This is a genomic window from Texcoconibacillus texcoconensis (assembly GCF_014202575.1).
GTDB classification, from domain to species: Bacteria; Bacillota; Bacilli; order Bacillales; family Salisediminibacteriaceae; genus Texcoconibacillus; species Texcoconibacillus texcoconensis.
On record NZ_JACHHB010000001.1, the window covers coordinates 371328 to 391152 of the forward strand.

A 19825-nucleotide genomic window follows, 5' to 3' on the forward strand; every position below is an offset into this window, starting at 1 on the left:
AACAGCTTAGCTCTTGTTTAGTTTCTTACGCTTACTTGCACGTTCCCTTTCTGTCGTGTTTAAAATTTCTTTCCGTAAGCGAATTGATTCTGGTGTAATTTCACAATACTCGTCATCATCTAGAAACTGTAACGCTTCCTCCAACGTAAGGATTCGAGGTTTTTTAATCGTTACCGTCTGATCCTTTGTAGCTGAACGGATATTTGTTACATGCTTTTCCTTCGTAACGTTTACCGAAAGGTCATTATCTCTTGTATGTTCTCCAACGACCATTCCTTCGTAAACTTTTGTACCAGTTTCAACGAACATCGTACCGCGATCTTCAAGTTGTTGCAAGCTATATGGCGTCACTTGCCCCGTTTCCATTGCAATAAGCGCTCCTTGTCTACGCCCACCGATTGGTTCTTTAATTTCCGGCTTGTAACAATCAAATGTATGGTTAATCATTCCATATCCTCGAGTCTGTGATAAAAATTCATTTCGGTAACCAACAAGACCGCGAGAAGGAACAATAAAGTGCATACGCACTTGTCCATTTTCTTGATGGATCATATCAATCATTTCGCCTTTGCGTGCCCCTAGGCCTTCCATTACTGCTCCAGTATGCTCATCAGGAACATCAATTTGTACGCTCTCAAACGGCTCAGAAATGACACCATCGATTTCCTTTCTAATCACTTCTGGTTTTGAAACTTGTAATTCAAAACCTTCTCGACGTAAGTTCTCGATCAAAATCGATAAGTGTAATTCACCACGACCAGACACGATCCAACGATCCGGTGATTCTGTTTCTTCTACACGCAAACTGACGTCGGTTTCCAATTGTTCGTCAAGACGCGCTTCAATTTTTCTACTCGTAACATGGTCGCCTTCTTGACCAGCAAATGGACTATTATTAACTAAAAACGTCATTTGTAATGTCGGTTCGTCAATACGTAAAAGTGGCAGGGCATCCTCTTCTCCTTCAGGACATACCGTCTCACCAACATTAATGTCGTCAAGACCTGCCACAGCGACAAGGTCCCCAGCTGAAGCATGTTCCACTTCGACGCGTTGTAACCCTTTAAATCCAAACAGTTTTGAAATACGGAAAGATTTAATAGAACCGTCTTTTTTAATCAGTGAAACCCGATCTCCTACACTCACATTCCCTCGAAAGATTCGACCGATACCAATTCTTCCAAGATAATCATTGTAATCTAACAAAGCAATTTGAAATTGTAATGGTTCTTCAATTTCATGGTCAGGTGCAGGTATTTCATTGATAATCACATCGAACAGTGGGTCGATCGTGTCATTAGGCAGTTCAGGTTCAAGGGATGCTTTACCTTGGATTCCTGAAGCATACACGACTGGAAAATCAATTTGATGTTCTTCAGCGCCTAATTCAATAAATAAATCGAGCACTTCATCTACAACTTCTTCAGGACGTGCTTGCGGCTTATCGATTTTATTAACGACAACAATCGGTGTTAAATTTTGTTCAAACGCTTTTTTCAATACAAATCGCGTTTGTGGCATACACCCTTCATAAGCGTCAACAACTAGGATTACACCATCGACAAGTGTCATAATTCGTTCTACTTCTCCACCAAAGTCTGCGTGGCCTGGTGTATCAAGAATATTAATCTTATGATCACCAACCATTAATGCTGTATTTTTCGCAAGAATGGTAATACCACGTTCCTTTTCTAAATCATTCGTATCCATCGCTCGTTCATCGACTTGTTCATTTTCACGAAATGTTCCCGACTGATGAAGCATTTCATCAACGAGCGTTGTTTTCCCATGGTCTACGTGAGCAATAATTGCGATATTGCGAATGTGATTAATTTTTGACATATTTTATCGACTCCTTTTCAAGCGCTGAGAGAGTCACGGCCAGCGCAACTTTTCTATTGTATCATATCTTCATGCTTTCTATTGAAAAAAATGTTCTTTCATTTCTAGCAATTCTTTTGTAAACTTTTAGGTGAAAAGGGAGGTTGCGTGTATGAAATCATTTGATGGACGTTTTTTTACACTCGCTTGTGCTGGAATCATCGGCCTCATCGGGACTGGAATCGGCTTAGCAGAACACAGTGTTGCAATCACGATATTTTCTATCATCTTCTCCTGCTTAGCTATCGGCACTGGCTTTCGTTTAAGGAAAGCCACTTTAGCAAAGGAGTCAGACCTTCAATAGGTCTGACTCCTAGCCATCCGGTCGAGAACCCCCTCATATGTACCGTGTTCAGCCGCCAGTAAAGTGGTTTTCCCATCAAGGGTAAGCTCTTCTCCCTCGAGCGTCATATAACGTCCCCCGACTTCTTCGAGAATAATCATCCCCGCTGCAATATCCCAAGGGGCTAGATTGTAACTCAAATAAGCATCAAGCCTCCCGCAAGCCACGTACGCCATCTCTAATGCTGCCACACCGTAAGAACGTACACCTCTACAATCTACAATTAGTTGTTCTAAGGACCGGTCTTTCAAAATCCAACCTGCATTAAAACTTAGGATCGTTTCAGAAAAAGGCCTACTTTTTAGTTGTGGCAATTTCTCATTGTTTCTAAACGCTCCTTTACCATGTTGAGCTGTAAATATCTCATCACGCATGACATCATAAACGATCCCAATTTTTCCTGTCCCTTCGTGAAAAACGGCTAATGAAATCGCGAAAAACGATTGCTGGTGAACAAAATTAACGGTACCATCAATCGGATCTAGTACCCAAAGTGTTCCCGAGGACACGTCGAGATTATGCCCTGCACCCTCTTCTCCCAGAAAATGGTGTGTCGGAAATGTTGCTTGTACACGTTCAGCAAAAAAAGTTTCAATCGCCCGATCCATATCTGTAACAAGGTCATTTACGTGGGATTTTGTTTCAACTTTACGAACCTCTGACATAGACGAACGAATCCTGTCACCCGCTTCATGAACAAGTTGTACAGCTTTATCATAAACGTAGTCCCATGTATAATCTTTCACTCAACTTCCTCCTCAAAACCAACATGATTAAACCAAGTATAATTCATTTAGAAAACCATCTGCAAACTGTGATAAGGTTAAAGCGCCTTAGCTTTGCTGAACATATGCTTAAAAAGATGGGTGATCGATGTAAAAAAAGTGTCAACATTCGTTATTTCATAATACATCACCCCAATTAAATTTCAAAAAAAGTGAACCGTTTCCGGTTCACTATCTATCCCTATACTTCAAGTTTTAGTAATTCAATTCGTAGTGAATCTAATTTTTCTTTGCTTTCTGCGACTTGAGTTTCATCATTTGATTGCAATGCTTCGTGTAACGTCAACAATTCATAGTCAATTTCCATTTTCAACACGGGAATACGCCTCTCACCATCTTTTCGTTGGAACGTTTGAATCACTTGTTCCATCACGCATTCACCCCTTTTTAAAGTGTTAAAATCACCCATGGACAGTTTGCGGAATTTTCAGACTTCTTTGTTTTTGTAATTATAACATATGATAGCCATCAAGAGAACGATACTTTTTATAATTTTTTTCTTCCACAATAGGCTTTTTTTAAAACTTTAAGTTCTATTTACGTTTTCGTGCAAACAAGTTTTGACATTTGACGTTCTATGGTAAACTGACGTTAGCAATCACCATAGAAAAGAAAGGAGCTTAACGATGACGTTTAATGGCTTCACAGAACACGATTTTGACACATTTTATATCGAAGGTTTAGATGAGCGTATGGATGCTATCCGCGAACGAATACAACCAAAATTCCGTTTACTCGGGGAAACGCTTGCTGATGAGTTATCAATGGAACTAGGGCAAGAAATGTTTTTACATATTGCAAAACATGCACGAAGAAAGGTGAACCCGCCAAATGATACTTGGTTATCGCTTTGCCATGATAAACGAGGTTATAAGAAACACCCTCACTTTCAAGTTGGACTATTTGACGACCACTTATTTATTTGGCTGGCTTTCATTTACGAATTGCCAAATAAACAAGTTATTGCACAACAATTTCTCGATGATTTTGAACAAATCCAAAAGCTTCCCGAATCTTTCGTCGTATCATTAGACCATACCCAAAAAGATTCAACACCTATAAGACAAGTAGATGAAAAGACACTAGAACGCTTTCGTGATGTTAAAAAAGCTGAATTTTTAGTTGGTCAACAAATTGATCGAAAGGAAGATGTGTTAAAGGATGGAAAAGCTTTAACAGCACATATCACAGAAACATTCCAGTTATTAAAACCACTTTATCAACAATCTTTTCAAAAAATTAAGTAAACACAGCTATAATAAAAGGGCTGTCCAGTTTAATTAAACGATGGACAGCCCCTCCTTTTTAACTTTTCATTAAATCAAAAGCAGTCGGCCATTGAATGACCCCTAGATTTTCTTTACGATTTTGGACATTTTCAATGTAGTGCTGAATTGAATCTTCAACATCATCCGTTAACGGATAAATCATTCCTGATTTCAAAACATGAACATCTACCTCAAATTTCAAATCACCTAACCACTCTGTACGGTTTTGAGGAAGTGGCAAACGCAGAGAAGTCAGTTGAGCGTTGCTTCTTTCAAACAATTCGTCAATGATAAGACTAAGCGCTTCACCATTTTTAGCACACAACGCCTTTACATCACCTATATCATTGTCATTATAACGAATATAACCGATTGGTTGCCCCCATTGTTCAATAACGAATGAATTCATTTGTTTATCATGACTTATCCAATCTGTAAGGTTAATTCCTGGGAACAGTGCTAACCCCGCATCAGCAAACGTCTCCTCCCACATCGCAGACAATTGTGGCAAATCAGTCGATTTAGGTTTACGGAATGAAAGTGACCGTTCATTAATAAGTTCAGCTGGACGCTCTACTGTGACATGCGAATGTCCGAACACTTTTGACAGGTACCCTAATTGACCATATTCCCCTTCTGCTTCTAGTACGAGAATAAACGTACATCTTTTTCGCTGGACAATGTCGTGTGCAGATTGAATCAGATTCTCTACGATCCCCTGTTCTTTGAAACGTTCACTAACAGCAGTTGGTCCTATGACTGCTCCTTGTTCCCATTGACCATTCACAATAAAGAGTTGCGGTATAATGAGAACATGTGCAACAATTTGATAATCTAATTCTGCTACAATGGAAAGGTTTGGGTCATAATATGGATTAGACCTTTGCAAAGCTACTGCTGCCCCTCTTTCAACACCGCCCGTCTCCGCGTACAAATTTGCAATTGCAGTATAATCTTCAATCGTCTCTGATCGAATGGTTAATGAAGAAGCCTGTTCACTCAACTTTGTCATTGTTCTCCCCCTCTTTTTCACCCATTTATCGCCTTTTTAAGTTGTTCTTTGAAAACTGAATATATAGGATTGTGACAAGAAAGGCTTTGCCACGATTTCACCTGTAGAAACTACGATATAGCCTGGTTCAATAACTGGTAAATACACTGGAGTTCTCAAGAACCTCTATCTCCAAATTTCCTTAGAATTTAAGGTGGCGTAGTTCACGTGATGGTTTCCACTAAAGTCCCCACTCTTCAAAACTTAATTTTTTCCGCTTCTCCTGCATCACGTGCTTTTTTTACAACTTGATAAGGTGATTGATTCGCTTGCTTTTCATACTGTTGAAAATGTTGTTTTTCTTCCGCTTTCGATGGCACGACCTTTTTATATTTACTGTATAAATGAAGGACGTCTTCTTTTGCAACCCCTTTTCCATAAGCTTGATCAACCGCTTCAAAAAATTGCACAACATCAATGACCTCTTCTGTACTCCAGTCCGATGATATCGGAAAATGGATTTCGTTACTCTGTCCCATCATATGCCTCCTACTCAATGAAATACGTGTACTTGGTATAGTATATGTATAATATACGCTAATCACTTAAAAAAAGGATAACAAATTGATGAATATAGGAAAAGGTTTTCTCATTTCATAAGGTAAAACGAAAAACACGAACATCTGATTACTAAATTTAAATGACCCATTCGTGAACATTTTTATGAAGTGAAGAGAGACCCTTAAAAAATCAGTGCAACCGTAGTGAACTGAATTGGTTAACAAAAGGCACATATCACTTTCTTTTATTATGATAAATGGAGTCTTTTCTCGATAAAAAAAAGAGCCTGAACCCGCAAACAAATTTTAGTTGAGAGGTTCAACTCTACAACACATTGTTCACTCTGGGAATCAGACTCTAATCGTTTACTATTTTACTTTGAATTTGTTTTGTTTTGACAATGATCACAACAGGCAGCGTACAATTTCGCAACCTTCTCTGATTCATAATGAGCAATCACTTGATCACATGTTTTACAAACAATACACCCTGTCATTTTTTTACCCCCTCAAGAAAGCGTTTACTTTTCTTACTTTTCATAATAGCATAACACATTTAGTTGGTAAAGGGATTTAGTGTAACACATTAGAAAAAATCCACCCATTTTTTTTAAAACAGGACTTTCTGTATGAATGTCCCACCACTTAATTTCTAACGAAATTTGTCCGATTCACCTTCCTCAAAAATGCTACCGAATTTTTGAGGAAGGAGTCCTTTTGTCTGAAATGATAGATTGTTGTTATTTAACCGCTATTGAAATACACACCGCTTTTAGAAAACAGCTTATTACAAAAAATAAAAGTTAACTGATCTGGTTATCAAAAGGCGCATCCCTTCCTTTTTATCAAGAGTGAAGAAGGAAGCTTTGTTTTTTCTCCATAAAAAAAAGAGCCTGAATCTTGCAAACAAATCTATACAACACATTGTTCGCTCTAGGGAAATCAGGCTCTAATCGTTTAATATTTTAGTTTGAATTTGTTTCGTTTTGACAATGGTCACAACATGCAGCGTACAATTTCGCAACCTTCTCTGATTCATAATGGGCAATCACTTGATCACACGTTTTACAAACAATACACCCCGTCATCTTTTAACCTCCTCAAGAAGAAAGCGTTTTCTCAATATTTATAATAGCATAACACATTTAATCGGTAAAGAGTTTCAGTGTAACATATTCAAGAATTTTTACATCATTTTGACGAGGGTTAGATTGTGTCAACCATTTGTGGGAGCTTTCTAACGAAGAACCTTCTTTTATCTTTTCTACTGTTTTCTAAAAGGTTGTAAATTTTGAATAAGGTACTATGCGAATCCGTTACAGACGGACGCTTTCGGCGGGCAACGCTTCAGCTTCCTCGGGAAACCCACCCTGCGGGATCTTCAGCTGCTCCTGCGATTACTCGTCGCAAGAAAACCATTGTTGCTTTTCCCGCTGGAGTCGCCGCCTTTCACTCCTTCGCATGACGAAAAATGAGCCGTCCACGTCATAATTTGCGAGTTTCTTTCTGATCGAACGGTATCTTGAGTGACACAGATTCAAAACGTAGGTTTCTTTTATCTTTTAACTGAAAGCGATTCTTGTCCCTTGATTCTGAAATTAATTCGCCATACTCAATTAAAATTTGAGCCATTAACTGAGCAAAACTTTCTCGTAAAGCTTGAAAGGTAATTTATTCTAACTCTTCTCCCACAAACATTTTACTCATACCGAGGGTTATGGGTCATAAAAAAGTTGTTACTTGAACACTAGTTGAAAAAGAATCCTTTTTTCGAAGACAGTTTTTCACAAAAAAACTGACTTAGAATAATGAGGTTAACCCCTCATCGATTCTAAATCAGTCCTCCTCCAAAACTTAGTATTGAGTTGCTAATGGCATACTTGGCAATCGTTCTTGAAAATATTTCGCTACACGAGTCGCTTCACCAAAATCATCAATGTGGAATGCTCGCTGAATTGCTTCGACGCTATTTGCTTCGTCGGAACATAATAAGGTTGAACGACCTGTCTGCATGCAGACGACTAGAGGTTTTCCAAAGAACATGTTCGTAAAAACAATCCCAAAATCATATCGAGCAGTCTCTGTGCTCATTCCAACAAACTGGACATTCACATTTTCCATTTCCTCGTAAAGTTCTTCAAACACGTTCATCACCCCTTTTCTTGATGTTTAAAAGGTATACCCGTTCAAATCGCTTTTAAAACTTCTTTCTTAGAGCTTTAGATTTTTTTTCAATAAAACGAGTCACTTCTTGAAAAAATGACCGGTCATCGTCACAAATGCTCGGCCCTTGTTTATTTACATATAATACGAAAATATATTGCAGATGATGCCCGTGATAAATAGGTAAATAAACGACTTGATGTTCTTTTTCGTTGCGAACTTCAATGTCCCCTCTTATAGCGTGTAAACTTAGGCAACCTTCTCCAAAGCGTTCATAATTCATTAAATATCCCATTGACTCATCTTGTGGAAGCAGATTTTCAAACGCGACCTCACCAACTTGAAACACGTGAACCAAAAACCATTTTTTACTTTCCTCAAACATTGTTCGTGCTACACTTTTGATAAAAATTTCTTCACTATTTGCATAATCAAATGCTAAACCGACCTGTAAGCGAAGGTGGTCAAAACAGTCCATTTTATTGATCGCATTCACAGTATCGACTCCTTTATGTAGAAACATCACCCCATACACTTTAGCATAATCAACACAAAAAACATGTCGAAAACCGTCAACGATCTTATGTTGGTATAAACAGATTTTTAAATGGATTAATTTCAGTTTCAAACTAAAAAAGAACCGAACATCGGCTCTTTTTCACCATCCTTTACCATGTTACCTTTTAAGAATTTTCTTCGCTGTCTTGAATCGTTTCAGGATCTACAAATGAATATCCCTTTTCTTTTAACCCTTCGATAATATCCGGCAAAGCTTCAAGTGTCCACTCACGGTCATGCATAAGTAAATTCGCACCGGTAATTAGCAATTCTGTTTCAACCATTTTGCTTGCAAGAGCATCGGCTTCCATATACTCTTCAAAATAATCGTATCCATACGTCCAATTCATCCTCTGCATCCCTTCTTCTTTAACGACTTCATTCGACGTATCAGTATTGGCACCAAAGGGAGCACGGAAAAACCTTGGCCGTTCCCCAATAATATCTTCAATTTTATCATTGAGGTTAACGATTTCTTTGCGTTGTTCTTTGCTAGATAAACCATCTTGATCAAGGTTGGCGTGTGTCATCGTATGATTACCAATTTCAAAACCCATCTCATGTAGAGATTTTAACTCTTTCTCCCCTTCTTCATCATTGATAAAATGTCCATTAATAAAGAAAATGGCCGGTGCGTCGTATTCTTTTAGGACTTCAGCCATCTCCACTGCATAATTGTCAGGCGCATCATCAATTGTCAATAAGACGACTTCTTCATCTGCTTCATCAATAGGCACTATCCTTGCTTGATCTGTCAATTCATACAACCGTTCTTTCTCCTCTTTTTCGTCGGGCTCTTCTTCAGATTCTTCTTTTCCTTGCTCATTGTCATTCTCTTCAACTTTGGATGTTTCATCTCTATGTTCCTCTTCTACTTCCTTCTCAGCGATCGTGTCATTCTCTTGATTGTTTTCATTCATTCCACTTTCACCATCAGAACACGCTCCTAAAAGCAAAACAACCAAAAACAAAGACAACAAATAATGCATCCTATTCATTTAAATCTCACCTTTCTTATTTCCTTGAGTATTTTATCATATTTTCTTTTTACCTCGCACATTACATCTGAAACTAACCAACTATGACTTCACTAATTTTACATGCATGGTAAATGAGTAAGAGTACATACTGAATATATGGATCTTTCACATCAAAGAAAACGCCATACACAATTTCCCATTTCGAAAAGTGACATAGACTATTTAGTGTCTTTTATTGAGATTGAGTTAAGAATATGTTACCGTATGAATGTTGTTGCGTGTCGAAAAAAATGGAATCTTAACGTTTTACGTGAAGTTACATAAGAAAGGTGGCAAAAACGTGAAAAAACTAACTCCTGTTTTTTTCATTTCCGTTTTCATTGCCTTAGCATTTATTTTATGGGGCGTCTTCGCTCCTGGCAATCTTGAGGATACAACGGGAGCTATTCAAGGATTTTTGACCGAACAATTTGGTTGGTTTTATTTATTAGCAGCAACAGGGTTTGTTGTGTTCGCCATCTTCCTGGTCTTTAGTCCAATCGGTCGGATTAAATTAGGAAAAGATGACGATGAACCTGAATACAATTATTTAACATGGTTTTCATTCTTATTTACTGCTGGAATGGGAATCGGTCTTGTCTTTTGGGGTACAGCTGAACCTGTTATGCACTTTTTTGACCCACCAACTGCAGAAAATATTCGTGGAGAAGATGATGCAGCAGCAGTAGCATTACGATATTCCTTTTTCCACTGGGGCATTCACCCGTGGGCAATTTATGCTGTCGTAGCACTAGCTTTAGCTTATTTTAAATTTCGCCGTAAATCAGCTGGAGTCCTTAGCGCAGCTTTTGAACCATTGCTTGGTGACCGTATACATGGTGGCATCGGTACAACGATAAATGTCATTGTTGTATTTGCTACTGTTTTTGGTGTTGCCACTTCTCTTGGCTTTGGTGCCATGCAAGTAGGCGGCGGTTTAGGCTATATGTTTGAAGGTTTAGAAAACACGTTGACAACACAGATGATCATCATTGTGATCATTACGATTCTTTACATGATCTCAGCACAAACAGGATTAAACGTCGGTATTAAAATTTTAAGTAAAGCTAATATTTACCTTGCAGCTATTCTCATGTTATTTATGCTTTTCTCAGGTCCGACAAACTACATTATGAATGCTTTCACCCAGACCCTTGGAAGCTACGCACAAAACCTTATTGGCATGAGTTTTCGTCTTGACTCATTCAGTCTCGACACTGGTTGGTACGAAGGCTGGACGATCTTTTATTGGGCATGGTGGATCGCTTGGGCACCATTTGTCGGAACATTTATCGCTCGTGTTTCCAAAGGGCGCACGATTAGAGAATTTATACTAGGTGTCATTGCTGTTCCAACCATTTTCGCTGGCCTCTGGTTCTCCGCTTTTGGTGGAACTGCTATTCATTTGGAGCGTGAATTGGGTACAAACATTCATGGTGTTATTGGTGAGGTCGGTGAGGAAGTGGCGCTCTTCGAATTGCTACAGCACTTCCATCCGCTAGGTACAATTATGTCAGGAATTGCGATCTTACTTATTGCATCTTTCTTTATTACATCGGCTGACTCTGCCACATTTGTTCTAGGTATGCAAACGACAAACGGGAGTCTACACCCACCTAACAGTGTGAAGTTTATTTGGGGGATTATTCAATCTTCAACAGCAGCCATTCTTATCATGTCTGGCGGACTTGAAGGGTTACAAACCGCAGCAATTATTGCTGCATTTCCTTTCACGATCATCATGATATTTATGATTATTAGCTTAATGAAAGCATTGCGAACAGAAAAAATCCCTCCAAGAAAACCACGAAAAGAATAAATATCATTTAGGGTGACTCTTCTCTGAGTCACCTTTTTTATTAAAAACGGATTTTTGTAACTCGGAGAAATGAACGTTGAGAACGCTAGGTCTGCTAAATGCAGTCACATCCATTGATGGTTTTGTTCGATCTGGACATTGATTCTCTTATTCGCTAAAAAAAGCTGTTTTGAGGCTTTATGGACATGGGTTCCACTTTTTGCAAAAAATCATCCTCATAACATGCAAAAGAGAGAATTAACGGAACAGACTTTCGCCTCAAAATGACGTATATGGCTGAAATAACGGAACGCATGTCCGAATCCAGACCCTACGATGCTTTTATCATCATTGTATTATAATCATTTCATTTATATAACAATTCTATAACGAAACCGTGATCTTCGTCTTTTCATGATAAACTATGACTAATAAAACATCATTGTGGCTGGCTAGAAGTTTGTACTATACTCTAACAGAAAGGGGAGAAGGCAGGAAAGTATTACTGACAATCGTTTTCAACTCTCGCCCATACTATTTGTCACGTAAAAGCCCTTGCCGAAAGCCGATGAAAAATTTATTCATTTTTTTTATCATCTCTCCGTTTATATTTAGTGATGGCTGCTTTCATGAAGATGATATTTCACATGATTATCCATTTCTTAATGAGCAAGCTTCAGAAAAAGCAACAGTGCTTTTTTCACACGAGTATGACTTAGAAAAAGAAAACAATTATTACGATGCACTGATCAACCTACAAAACAATTATCCCCATGAAATCCCTGAAGTTAACATCATCTCATCTTCTGAAGACAGACTAATTAACCATTTTCATATTGATACGTTCCCTACACTTCTTGTGCTCGACAGAGAAAATAAAGAAGCAAAAAGGATGGAAGGTGTTATTAAGACACAAACAATCATCAATGTATTGAAGCAAGAATTTCAATTAGAAGACGAAAAAAGGAGCTAACCTTTAACGGTGTTAGCTCCTTTTGTTTCGCTTATTTTACCATGTGAATTGGTAAACCTAATGCAACTTCTGCTGCTTCCATCGTAATTTCTCCAAGAGATGGGTGTGCATGGATTGTTAAAGCTAAATCTTCAGCTGTCATACCACTTTCGATCGCTACACACGCTTCTGAGATCATATCAGAAGCATTTTTACCAGCAATTTGTACACCTAATACTAGACCATCATCTTTACGAGTGACCATCTTCATAAAGCCTTCAGAGTCATTAAGGGACAATGCACGACCATTTGCCGCAAATGGGAACTTCGAAGCAACATAATCGTAACCTTGTTCTTTCGCCTCTTCTTCAGTAAGACCAACGCTCGCTAATTCTGGACCAGAGAATACAACCGCAGGGATCGCTGTATAATCAATTGCTGAAGCTTCTCCAGAAATTGCTTCTGCCGCTACCTTACCTTCATAAGATGCTTTATGCGCTAATGGAAAACCTGGCACGATGTCACCAATTGCGTAAATGTTTTCAGCACTAGTGCGGCATTGGTCATCGATTTTCACAAGGCCTTTATCGTCAAGCTCGACACCTGCTTGCTCTAAGCCAAGTTCATCTGTGTTTGGCTTTCTACCTACAGTAACAAGTACGTAATCGGCTTCAACTTCTTGAGTTTCACCTTTTACTTCAAAGGTGACTTTTACGCCATTCTCTGTTTCTTCAACGCCTTTGGCCATCGCTTCAGTATGGATCGTTGCGTTATTTTTCTTCAAGCGCTTTGAAACAAGCTGACTCATTTGCTTTTCAAAACCAGATAAGATACGTTTCTCACCTTCTAGGATCGTCACTTCAGACCCTAGGTTTGAATATGCAGAACCTAGCTCAACGCCAATGTAACCGCCACCGATAACAACAAGTTTTTCCGGAACTTCCTCTAGCGCTAGTGCGCCTGTTGATGAAAGAACGCGGTCGCTCCACTTAAAGGTTGGTAACTCGATCGGGCGAGAACCTGTTGAAACGATACAGTTGTTAAACTTATATGTTTGTGAAGATTTTTCATCCATAATACGTACAGTTGAATCATCAACAAAGAAAGCTTCACCTTGAACAATATCTACATTGTTACCTTTTAATAGACCTTCAACACCGCTTGTCAGTTGGTTAACAACAGAGCCCTTCCACTCTTGAACCTTTCCGAAATCAAGATTTACTTCACCAACTGAGATACCCATATCAGCGGAATTGTTTGCATCGTGATAACGGTGACCCGCTTCGATAAGTGCTTTGGATGGGATACATCCTACGTTTAGACAAACACCACCTAAGGTTCCCTTATCAACGATCGTTACTTTTTGTCCTAGTTGTGCTGCTCGAATTGCAGCAACATATCCCCCTGGACCTGAACCAATGACGAGCGTATCGACTTCAACCGGAAAATCTCCTACTACCATAAATTACGCCTCCATTACTAATAATTGTGGGTCATGAAGCAAACGCTTCACGTGATTTAAAGCGTGTTGAGCTGTTGCCCCATCAATAATTCGATGGTCAAAGCTTAACGATAACGCTAAAACAGGAGCTACAACAACTTCACCATCACGAACAATAGCCTTTTCTTGAATTCGGCCCAATCCTAAGATGGCAACCTCTGGGTGGTTGATAACCGGTGTGAACCACTGACCACCAGCAGAACCAATGTTAGTAATCGTTGTAGAAGCACCTTTCATCTCATCAGCGCTTAGTGAACCATCACGAGCTTTTGTCGCCAATTCATTAACTTCCGCTGAGATGTTGAAGATAGATTTGCGGTCTGCATTTTTAACAACAGGTACAAGAAGACCTTTGTCCGTATCTGCAGCAATACCTACGTTAAAGTAATGCTTATACACAATTTCATCAGTAGCGTCATCAATAGAAGCATTTAGTGTTGGATATTCGCGCAACGCAGATGTTAATGCTTTGACAACGTAAGGTAAGTATGTCAACTTAATTCCTTTTTCCTCTGCTACTGGTTTAAATTGTTTACGGTGGCTCACTAAAGCAGTGACGTCAATTTCATCCATTAGTGTAACATGAGGTGCGGTCTGTTTGGAATTAACCATTGCTTTTGAAATGGCTTTTCGGATACCAGACATTTTTTCACGTGTTTCAAGTTCTTCATTTGCTGGAACATAAGCTTGAGGTGCCTTTTGTTCACTAGTTTCTTCTGGCGTTTCAGCTGTTTCAGCTTCAGCTGTCGTCCCTTCTTTTCCGAAGTTGTCGATATCTTCTTTTAATACACGACCATTATCTCCGCTACCACTCACTTTACGAATATCGATGCCTTTTTCACGTGCGTATTTACGGACAGAAGGCATTGCGATCACACGACGATTCTCGTCAACCTCTGTAGTATCTACAGGTTCAGTTTTCGCAGGCTCTTCTTCTTTTTCTGCTGCTGGAGCTTCGTCTTGTTTCACATCTTCAGTTTCTTCCTCTTCTTCACCTTCTTGGTGAATATCTTGATCTGTATCAAAAGTAATAATTACATCGCCTACAATCGCAGTCGTACCTTCATCTACGTGTAGCTTTTCAATTTTACCGTCTACTGGGCAAGGAATCTCCACAACAGCTTTGTCGTTTTGAACTTCACAAAGCACGTCATCTTCCTTGACTTCATCGCCTTCCTTAACATTCCATTGAACAATTTCACCTTCGTGAATACCTTCACCAATATCCGGGAGTTTAAAATCTTTTGATGCCACTATTAACGCCTCCATTTCTACGTTCATGATTAAATTAAGAACGTAAATATTCGTAGTGTCTGTTCAAAAGGAGCACAGTAACGTATCATCTCGATACTCCTTTGCCCCTTTTAAACGACGTTGTTTCTTAAATAAGTGTTCGTTTTAAATTAAAATTCTAGTACTTGCTTTGCTTTTTCAACAACATCTTTATAATCCGGCAACCATACGTCCTCTGCTGCTGCGAATGGGAACACAGTATCCGGTGCTGTCACACGAACTACTGGCGCTTCCAAACTTAGGATCGCGCGGTCATTAATTTCAGCGACAACATTCGCTGCGACACCCGCTTGTTTTTGCGCTTCTTGTACGACGATTGCACGGTTTGTTTTCTCTACGGAATTGATGATCGTATCAACATCTAGTGGACTTACAGTACGCAAGTCAATGACTTCAGCGTCATAGCCTTCTTTTTCTAATTGCTCAGCTGCTTTTAGTGATGTATGAACCATTGCACCGTAAGTAACAATTGTTAAGTCTTTACCTTCACGTTTTACGTCTGCTTTTCCTAAAGGAATAGTATACTCTTCTTCAGGAACTTCTTCACGGAAAGAACGGTATAACTTCATATGCTCAAGATATACGACCGGGTCGTTATCACGAATTGCTGAGATTAATAATCCTTTTGCATCGTAAGGCGTAGACGGAATAACAACATGAACCCCAGGTGACTGCGCCATTAAACCTTCTAAGCTATCTGCGTGAAGTTCTGGTGTTTTTACACCTCCGCCAAATGGGGAACGAATCGTCACAGGTGAATGGTAGTGACCACCTGAGCGATAACGCATACGTGCCATTTGTGCAACAACTGCGTCCATCGTTTCAAAAACGAAACCAAAGAATTGGATCTCCATTACTGGACGAAAACCAGTCACACTAAGTCCTGCGGACATACCACCAATACCTGATTCAGCAAGGGGTGTGTCAAATACTCGCTCTTCTCCGAATTCTTGTTGTAACCCCTCTGTTGCACGGAAGACGCCTCCGTTTTGACCAACGTCTTCTCCAAAAACAAGCACATTCTCGTCATTTTTTAATTCATTTCGCATCGCATCCGTGATTGCTTGAATCATTGTCATCTGCGCCATAGCTTACTTCGACTCCTTTGCTTCAAATTCTTCATATTGCTCTTTAAGGTTCTGCGGCATTTCTTCGTACATTAAATCCATGAGGTCTGTCACTTTCTGTTTAGGTGCCCCATCTGCTTTTTTGATCGCATCTTTAATATCTTCTTTCGCTTGTTCAACCGTTTCATTTTCAGCTTCTTCGGACCAAAGTCCTTTGTTTTCTAAGTATTTACGGAAACGGACAAGAGGGTCTTTCTTTTCCCACTCATCTTCAGTTTCTGACGAACGATAACGAGTTGGATCGTCACCCGCCATTGTATGTGGACCGTAACGGAAACAAACAGTTTCGATTAATGAAGGACCATTTCCTTCAAGACCGCGCTTACGTGCTTCATGTGTCGCTGCTAAAACAGCTAAAATATCCATTCCGTCTACTTGGACACCATGAATTCCTGCTGCCACAGCTTTTTGAGCGATTGTTTCTGCTGCTGATTGTTTTTCTACAGGAACAGAAATTGCGAATTGGTTATTTTGTACAACGAAGATTCCTGGCGCATTGTATGCACCTGCAAAGTTAATACCTTCATAGAAGTCACCTTGAGATGCTCCACCATCACCTGTGTAAGTGATCGCAACGTTATCTTTTTGCTTACGCTTCAAACCTAATGCTACACCTGCTGTTTGCGTGATCTGAGCACCAATGATGATTTGTGGCATCATGACGTTAACGCCCTCTGGCATTTGTCCACCTTGGAAGTGTCCACGCGACCATAAAAATGCTTGTTCTAATGAAACCCCATGATATACGATCTGCGGAATATCGCGATAACCAGGTAAAATCCAGTCTTTCTCATCAAGTGCATATTGTGAGCCAATCATAGAAGCTTCTTGACCAGCAACAGGAGCATAGAAACCTAGACGCCCTTGACGATTTAACGAGATTGCGCGTTGGTCCCAAATTCGTGTGTACACCATACGCTTCATTAACTCTTTTAATTCGTCGTCTGAAAGCTCAGGCATCGCTTCCTCGTTAACGATCTCTCCATCCTCATTCATTATTTGGAACATTTCAAATTGATTTTCAACTTGTTCGAGTGTTTTACTCTTTTCCATCTTTTCATTCACCTCTTCCTAAATTGTCGAAGGAAAGCCTTATATTTGGCTTCAGCGATGATTCAAACATCTACAGGATCTACACAGTTAGAATACCCTGATTGATAAATTTACATGATCTAAATCGACAAGTTTCATCAACAATTGTTATATACCCTGTAATGTTTCAGTTTAATCATATCGCTTTAAAAACTTTTTTTCAAAAACTGTGCACCTAAAAATCGTTTTTTCAATGGTACACTTTTAACTTCTGAGTACAGTTTACATGATCATTCACTAAATCGTCAACGTTTTAAACTCCAATAAATCAACTTTCTCACAGTGGTGCAGTGTATATGCCAAGAAAACAACATTCGAAACTGTTATATATCTACTAACCAACTGTTATAATACTTAATTAAAAACATACACAATATTGGTCGGACATTTACAACGACATATAAATGAGCGCATGCCAAATGACATGCGCTCATTATTTTTTAGCTTGGAAAGCATCATTTTTTAATTCGTTCAATCAATGATAGCTTCTTTTTTAAGGTTTTATTGTTGCTCATAAGTAGGAACGACACAGATAACCTACTAAATAACTGATAAATATGATGGTGTTCGCAGGAATCACCATTTTCAAATTTCATTTGCAGTTAAGCTGACGTAGTTCAAGATGTATATGTAACTGCTAATCCTGCTTTTTCATAAAAAGATTCTTTTGCCTCATTATACTGGTCGGTATATTCATTAAATTGATCTTTTAATTCATTTACTTCTTCGTATGCTTCATTTACTTTTTCATGGTGGTCTTGTAATTCTTCAACCGTTAACTCTTCTTCTTGAATCATCTCATATAACTGTTGATCGAGTTCAATTGAATCTTTATAAACTTCATAGAGGTCGTCATATGCGGAAAAACGTTCTTCCATCGCGTGAATGAGTACATCCGCCTGTTCTAAAAGATCTTCTTCATCCATTTGCTCAACATATGTCTCCGCTTCTTGAAATTGTTCAAATGCACCCTCAAGACTTTCACGCTCTGTTTCTAACATTGTTAACCTCTCTTCAGATGAGGAAATGGCTTCATCTGCAATCGGCTCAATCTCTTCAATCGTTGGTAACTCGAGCATCTCTTCATACAATTCCTGTTCATGTTGTTCTGCCTCAGCTAAAGGTTGTTGTTGTTCTGCAAATTCAGCCTCTAAAGAGACAGTTTCTTCAAGGTGTTCATACATGGATTCTGTTGGATCATTACCACATCCAGTTAATGTAAATAAAAACGCAGTCGCAACGATTCCATATATTTTTTTATTCGCTTTCATTTGTGTCCTCCCCTTGATTACATTACTTGCTAGTCACCAAGTAAACATTATCTTAAAATTTACATTTTTACAAGATGATTTTAACATAACAAATCGTTTGCAAAATAACTTAAACCCTTTTTATTGAATTAGGTATTCATCCACTCTCTTGAGCGGCTTCTGCATAGCATGTTATTACGTCGCTGTTATCAGCGAAAAATGCTATGAAGGAGGATTTCTCATGCACTACGGATACGATGTAGGTTGCTGCTATGACCCTTGCGGATATGGTTTTGATCACGGATACGGGTACGGTTATGGCGCCCCCGCTTACGGATATGGTGCTCCCTCGTACGGTTACGGTGGAGGAAGAGGTTTTGCGTTAATCGTCGTTCTTTTCATTTTACTTGTGATTGTTGGAGCCGCTCGCTTTGCAGGTTAATAAAACCCACTAAGAAACGAGGGAAATTTGCCCTCGTTTCTTTCTATTTTTTTTGCTTTAGGATATGATAGTTAACAGGAATTCATGATTTGTAGTCTGAAAAAGCTCAACGCTATTTTCTATTCGAGTTAAGGCTACGATTAAGGATAATAAATGTATATTTACGAACAGAAGGAGGATGTTTCCATGATTAAAATGGATGATGTTATCCGTGAAGGACACCCCACTTTACGAAAAAAAGCTGAACAAGTCAACTTCCCACCTAGTAAAGAAGAGGAAGAAACATTACGTCAAATGCTTGAGTTTCTTATACATAGTCAAGATGAAGAATTAGCTGAAAAATATGGCCTTCGACCTGGCGTTGGCTTAGCAGCTCCTCAGATTAATTGCAGCAAACGAATGATAGCTGTACGTACCACCGATGAAAAAGGAAACCTTATAGAATATGCACTATTTAACCCTAAAATTAGAAGCCATTCAAAGGAGACGACATTTTTAGAAGATGGCGAAGGCTGCCTTTCGGTCGACCGTGCAGTAAAAGGAATTGTTCACCGTTACGCTCGCATTACCGTTACAGGCCGTACCCTCGAAGGTGAAGACGTCAAATTAAGGTTGCGCGGTTTCCCTGCAATCGTCTTCCAACACGAAATCGATCATTTAGATGGAATTATGTTTTACGACCGCATCGAAAGTGATGACCCATATAAAGAACCACTTCCACCACAAGCTGTTGTTCATCCAAACTCAACTGACACACCCTAGTCAGATGCACCCAAATGTCCAGGGGCAGACACTCTTTGAA

General features: G+C 39.2%; 21 protein-coding genes. 6 read left to right on the forward strand and 15 right to left on the reverse strand.

Annotated elements, in window-relative coordinates; all coding sequences use genetic code 11:
• Nucleotides 1-6: 6 nt before the first annotated feature.
• Entirely contained in the window at nucleotides 7-1842 is a 1836-nt protein-coding gene (gene typA / locus HNQ41_RS01785) for a translational GTPase TypA (protein WP_184662694.1), read from the reverse strand.
• 151 nt (nucleotides 1843-1993) lie between these two features.
• On the opposite strand from typA, the gene HNQ41_RS01790 reads away from it, so the two are divergent.
• On the forward strand, nucleotides 1994-2185 hold the full coding sequence (locus HNQ41_RS01790) for a DUF5325 family protein (protein WP_184662695.1): 192 nt from the start codon (nucleotides 1994-1996) through the stop codon (nucleotides 2183-2185).
• Here HNQ41_RS01790 and HNQ41_RS01795 read toward each other — a convergent pair.
• Both HNQ41_RS01795 and HNQ41_RS01800 read right to left on the reverse strand, forming a co-directional pair.
• Nucleotides 2179-2970 (reverse strand): inositol monophosphatase family protein, encoded by a 792-nt coding sequence (locus HNQ41_RS01795; protein WP_184662696.1) that lies wholly within the window; start codon nucleotides 2968-2970, stop codon nucleotides 2179-2181. The two genes, HNQ41_RS01790 and HNQ41_RS01795, sit on opposite strands and share 7 nt — an antisense overlap.
• A gap of 220 nt (nucleotides 2971-3190) precedes the next feature.
• The gene (locus HNQ41_RS01800; protein ID WP_184662697.1) at nucleotides 3191-3379 is read right to left on the reverse strand and encodes a hypothetical protein; all 189 of its coding nucleotides are present in this window, start codon (nucleotides 3377-3379) and stop codon (nucleotides 3191-3193) included.
• 256 nt (nucleotides 3380-3635) lie between these two features.
• On the opposite strand from HNQ41_RS01800, the gene HNQ41_RS01805 reads away from it, so the two are divergent.
• On the forward strand, nucleotides 3636-4256 hold the full coding sequence (locus HNQ41_RS01805) for a YktB family protein (protein ID WP_184662698.1): 621 nt from the start codon (nucleotides 3636-3638) through the stop codon (nucleotides 4254-4256).
• Between the two features lie 58 nt (nucleotides 4257-4314).
• Here the strand turns inward: HNQ41_RS01805 and HNQ41_RS01810 are convergent, their stop codons facing one another.
• The 7 genes from HNQ41_RS01810 to HNQ41_RS01840 all read right to left on the reverse strand — a co-directional run bounded on the left by HNQ41_RS01810 (nucleotide 4315) and on the right by HNQ41_RS01840 (nucleotide 9547).
• Nucleotides 4315-5289, reverse strand: coding sequence for a GNAT family N-acetyltransferase (locus HNQ41_RS01810; protein ID WP_184662699.1), 975 nt, complete (start codon nucleotides 5287-5289; stop codon nucleotides 4315-4317).
• Between the two features lie 236 nt (nucleotides 5290-5525).
• Nucleotides 5526-5807 carry a UPF0223 family protein gene (locus HNQ41_RS01815; protein ID WP_184662700.1) on the reverse strand — a complete coding sequence of 94 codons (282 nt, stop codon included), beginning with the start codon at nucleotides 5805-5807 and terminating at the stop codon, nucleotides 5526-5528.
• A gap of 395 nt (nucleotides 5808-6202) precedes the next feature.
• Complete coding sequence (locus HNQ41_RS01820) at nucleotides 6203-6325, reverse strand: GapA-binding peptide SR1P (RefSeq protein WP_184662701.1); 123 nt, start codon at nucleotides 6323-6325, stop codon at nucleotides 6203-6205.
• Between the two features lie 468 nt (nucleotides 6326-6793).
• Nucleotides 6794-6916 (reverse strand): GapA-binding peptide SR1P, encoded by a 123-nt coding sequence (locus HNQ41_RS01825; RefSeq protein ID WP_184662702.1) that lies wholly within the window; start codon nucleotides 6914-6916, stop codon nucleotides 6794-6796.
• A 766-nt stretch (nucleotides 6917-7682) separates the two neighbouring features.
• Nucleotides 7683-7979 carry a DUF3055 domain-containing protein gene (locus HNQ41_RS01830; protein WP_184662703.1) on the reverse strand — a complete coding sequence of 99 codons (297 nt, stop codon included), beginning with the start codon at nucleotides 7977-7979 and terminating at the stop codon, nucleotides 7683-7685.
• Between the two features lie 46 nt (nucleotides 7980-8025).
• The gene (locus tag HNQ41_RS01835; RefSeq protein ID WP_184662704.1) at nucleotides 8026-8487 is read right to left on the reverse strand and encodes a hypothetical protein; all 462 of its coding nucleotides are present in this window, start codon (nucleotides 8485-8487) and stop codon (nucleotides 8026-8028) included.
• 187 nt (nucleotides 8488-8674) lie between these two features.
• Complete coding sequence (locus HNQ41_RS01840) at nucleotides 8675-9547, reverse strand: polysaccharide deacetylase family protein (protein ID WP_184662705.1); 873 nt, start codon at nucleotides 9545-9547, stop codon at nucleotides 8675-8677.
• A 322-nt stretch (nucleotides 9548-9869) separates the two neighbouring features.
• Here HNQ41_RS01840 and HNQ41_RS01845 point away from each other — a divergent pair, with 322 nt between their 5' ends.
• Nucleotides 9870-11387 carry a glycine betaine uptake BCCT transporter gene (locus HNQ41_RS01845; RefSeq protein ID WP_184662706.1) on the forward strand — a complete coding sequence of 506 codons (1518 nt, stop codon included), beginning with the start codon at nucleotides 9870-9872 and terminating at the stop codon, nucleotides 11385-11387.
• 547 nt (nucleotides 11388-11934) lie between these two features.
• Entirely contained in the window at nucleotides 11935-12339 is a 405-nt protein-coding gene (locus HNQ41_RS01850; protein ID WP_184662707.1) for a hypothetical protein, read from the forward strand.
• Nucleotides 12340-12370: 31 nt separating this feature from the next.
• Here HNQ41_RS01850 and lpdA read toward each other — a convergent pair whose 3' ends face one another.
• The 5 genes from lpdA to HNQ41_RS01875 all read right to left on the reverse strand — a co-directional run bounded on the left by lpdA (nucleotide 12371) and on the right by HNQ41_RS01875 (nucleotide 18602).
• On the reverse strand, nucleotides 12371-13780 hold the full coding sequence (gene lpdA / locus HNQ41_RS01855; RefSeq protein ID WP_184662708.1) for a dihydrolipoyl dehydrogenase: 1410 nt from the start codon (nucleotides 13778-13780) through the stop codon (nucleotides 12371-12373).
• Nucleotides 13781-13783: 3 nt separating this feature from the next.
• Entirely contained in the window at nucleotides 13784-15073 is a 1290-nt protein-coding gene (locus HNQ41_RS01860) for a dihydrolipoamide acetyltransferase family protein (protein WP_343043310.1), read from the reverse strand.
• Between the two features lie 149 nt (nucleotides 15074-15222).
• Complete coding sequence (locus tag HNQ41_RS01865) at nucleotides 15223-16200, reverse strand: alpha-ketoacid dehydrogenase subunit beta (protein ID WP_184662710.1); 978 nt, start codon at nucleotides 16198-16200, stop codon at nucleotides 15223-15225.
• Nucleotides 16201-16203: 3 nt separating this feature from the next.
• Nucleotides 16204-17292 carry a pyruvate dehydrogenase (acetyl-transferring) E1 component subunit alpha gene (gene pdhA, locus HNQ41_RS01870; protein ID WP_184662711.1) on the reverse strand — a complete coding sequence of 363 codons (1089 nt, stop codon included), beginning with the start codon at nucleotides 17290-17292 and terminating at the stop codon, nucleotides 16204-16206.
• Between the two features lie 656 nt (nucleotides 17293-17948).
• Complete coding sequence (locus tag HNQ41_RS01875; RefSeq protein WP_184662712.1) at nucleotides 17949-18602, reverse strand: YkyA family protein; 654 nt, start codon at nucleotides 18600-18602, stop codon at nucleotides 17949-17951.
• A 220-nt stretch (nucleotides 18603-18822) separates the two neighbouring features.
• Here HNQ41_RS01875 and HNQ41_RS01880 point away from each other — a divergent pair, with 220 nt between their 5' ends.
• On the forward strand, nucleotides 18823-19023 hold the full coding sequence (locus tag HNQ41_RS01880) for a YjcZ family sporulation protein (protein ID WP_184662713.1): 201 nt from the start codon (nucleotides 18823-18825) through the stop codon (nucleotides 19021-19023).
• A 186-nt stretch (nucleotides 19024-19209) separates the two neighbouring features.
• A complete protein-coding gene (gene def, locus HNQ41_RS01885; RefSeq protein WP_184662714.1) occupies nucleotides 19210-19785 on the forward strand; it encodes a peptide deformylase in 576 nt (191 codons plus the stop codon).
• Nucleotides 19786-19825 lie beyond the last annotated feature (40 nt).

Bases quoted from the DNA above. Each gene is read 5' to 3' on its own strand.
- typA (WP_184662694.1), bottom strand. From the start codon at position 1,842: ATGTCAAAAATTAATCACATTCGCAATATCGCAATTATTGCTCACGTA.
- HNQ41_RS01790 (WP_184662695.1), top strand. From the start codon at position 1,994: ATGAAATCATTTGATGGACGTTTTTTTACACTCGCTTGTGCTGGAATC.
- HNQ41_RS01800 (WP_184662697.1), bottom strand. From the start codon at position 3,379: ATGGAACAAGTGATTCAAACGTTCCAACGAAAAGATGGTGAGAGGCGT.
- HNQ41_RS01805 (WP_184662698.1), top strand. From the start codon at position 3,636: ATGACGTTTAATGGCTTCACAGAACACGATTTTGACACATTTTATATC.
- HNQ41_RS01810 (WP_184662699.1), bottom strand. From the start codon at position 5,289: ATGACAAAGTTGAGTGAACAGGCTTCTTCATTAACCATTCGATCAGAG.
- HNQ41_RS01815 (WP_184662700.1), bottom strand. From the start codon at position 5,807: ATGGGACAGAGTAACGAAATCCATTTTCCGATATCATCGGACTGGAGT.
- HNQ41_RS01820 (WP_184662701.1), bottom strand. From the start codon at position 6,325: ATGACAGGGTGTATTGTTTGTAAAACATGTGATCAAGTGATTGCTCAT.
- HNQ41_RS01825 (WP_184662702.1), bottom strand. From the start codon at position 6,916: ATGACGGGGTGTATTGTTTGTAAAACGTGTGATCAAGTGATTGCCCAT.
- HNQ41_RS01830 (WP_184662703.1), bottom strand. From the start codon at position 7,979: ATGAACGTGTTTGAAGAACTTTACGAGGAAATGGAAAATGTGAATGTC.
- HNQ41_RS01840 (WP_184662705.1), bottom strand. From the start codon at position 9,547: ATGAATAGGATGCATTATTTGTTGTCTTTGTTTTTGGTTGTTTTGCTT.
- HNQ41_RS01850 (WP_184662707.1), top strand. From the start codon at position 11,935: ATGAAAAATTTATTCATTTTTTTTATCATCTCTCCGTTTATATTTAGT.
- lpdA (WP_184662708.1), bottom strand. From the start codon at position 13,780: ATGGTAGTAGGAGATTTTCCGGTTGAAGTCGATACGCTCGTCATTGGT.
- HNQ41_RS01865 (WP_184662710.1), bottom strand. From the start codon at position 16,200: ATGGCGCAGATGACAATGATTCAAGCAATCACGGATGCGATGCGAAAT.
- pdhA (WP_184662711.1), bottom strand. From the start codon at position 17,292: ATGGAAAAGAGTAAAACACTCGAACAAGTTGAAAATCAATTTGAAATG.
- HNQ41_RS01875 (WP_184662712.1), bottom strand. From the start codon at position 18,602: ATGAAAGCGAATAAAAAAATATATGGAATCGTTGCGACTGCGTTTTTA.
- HNQ41_RS01880 (WP_184662713.1), top strand. From the start codon at position 18,823: ATGCACTACGGATACGATGTAGGTTGCTGCTATGACCCTTGCGGATAT.
- def (WP_184662714.1), top strand. From the start codon at position 19,210: ATGATTAAAATGGATGATGTTATCCGTGAAGGACACCCCACTTTACGA.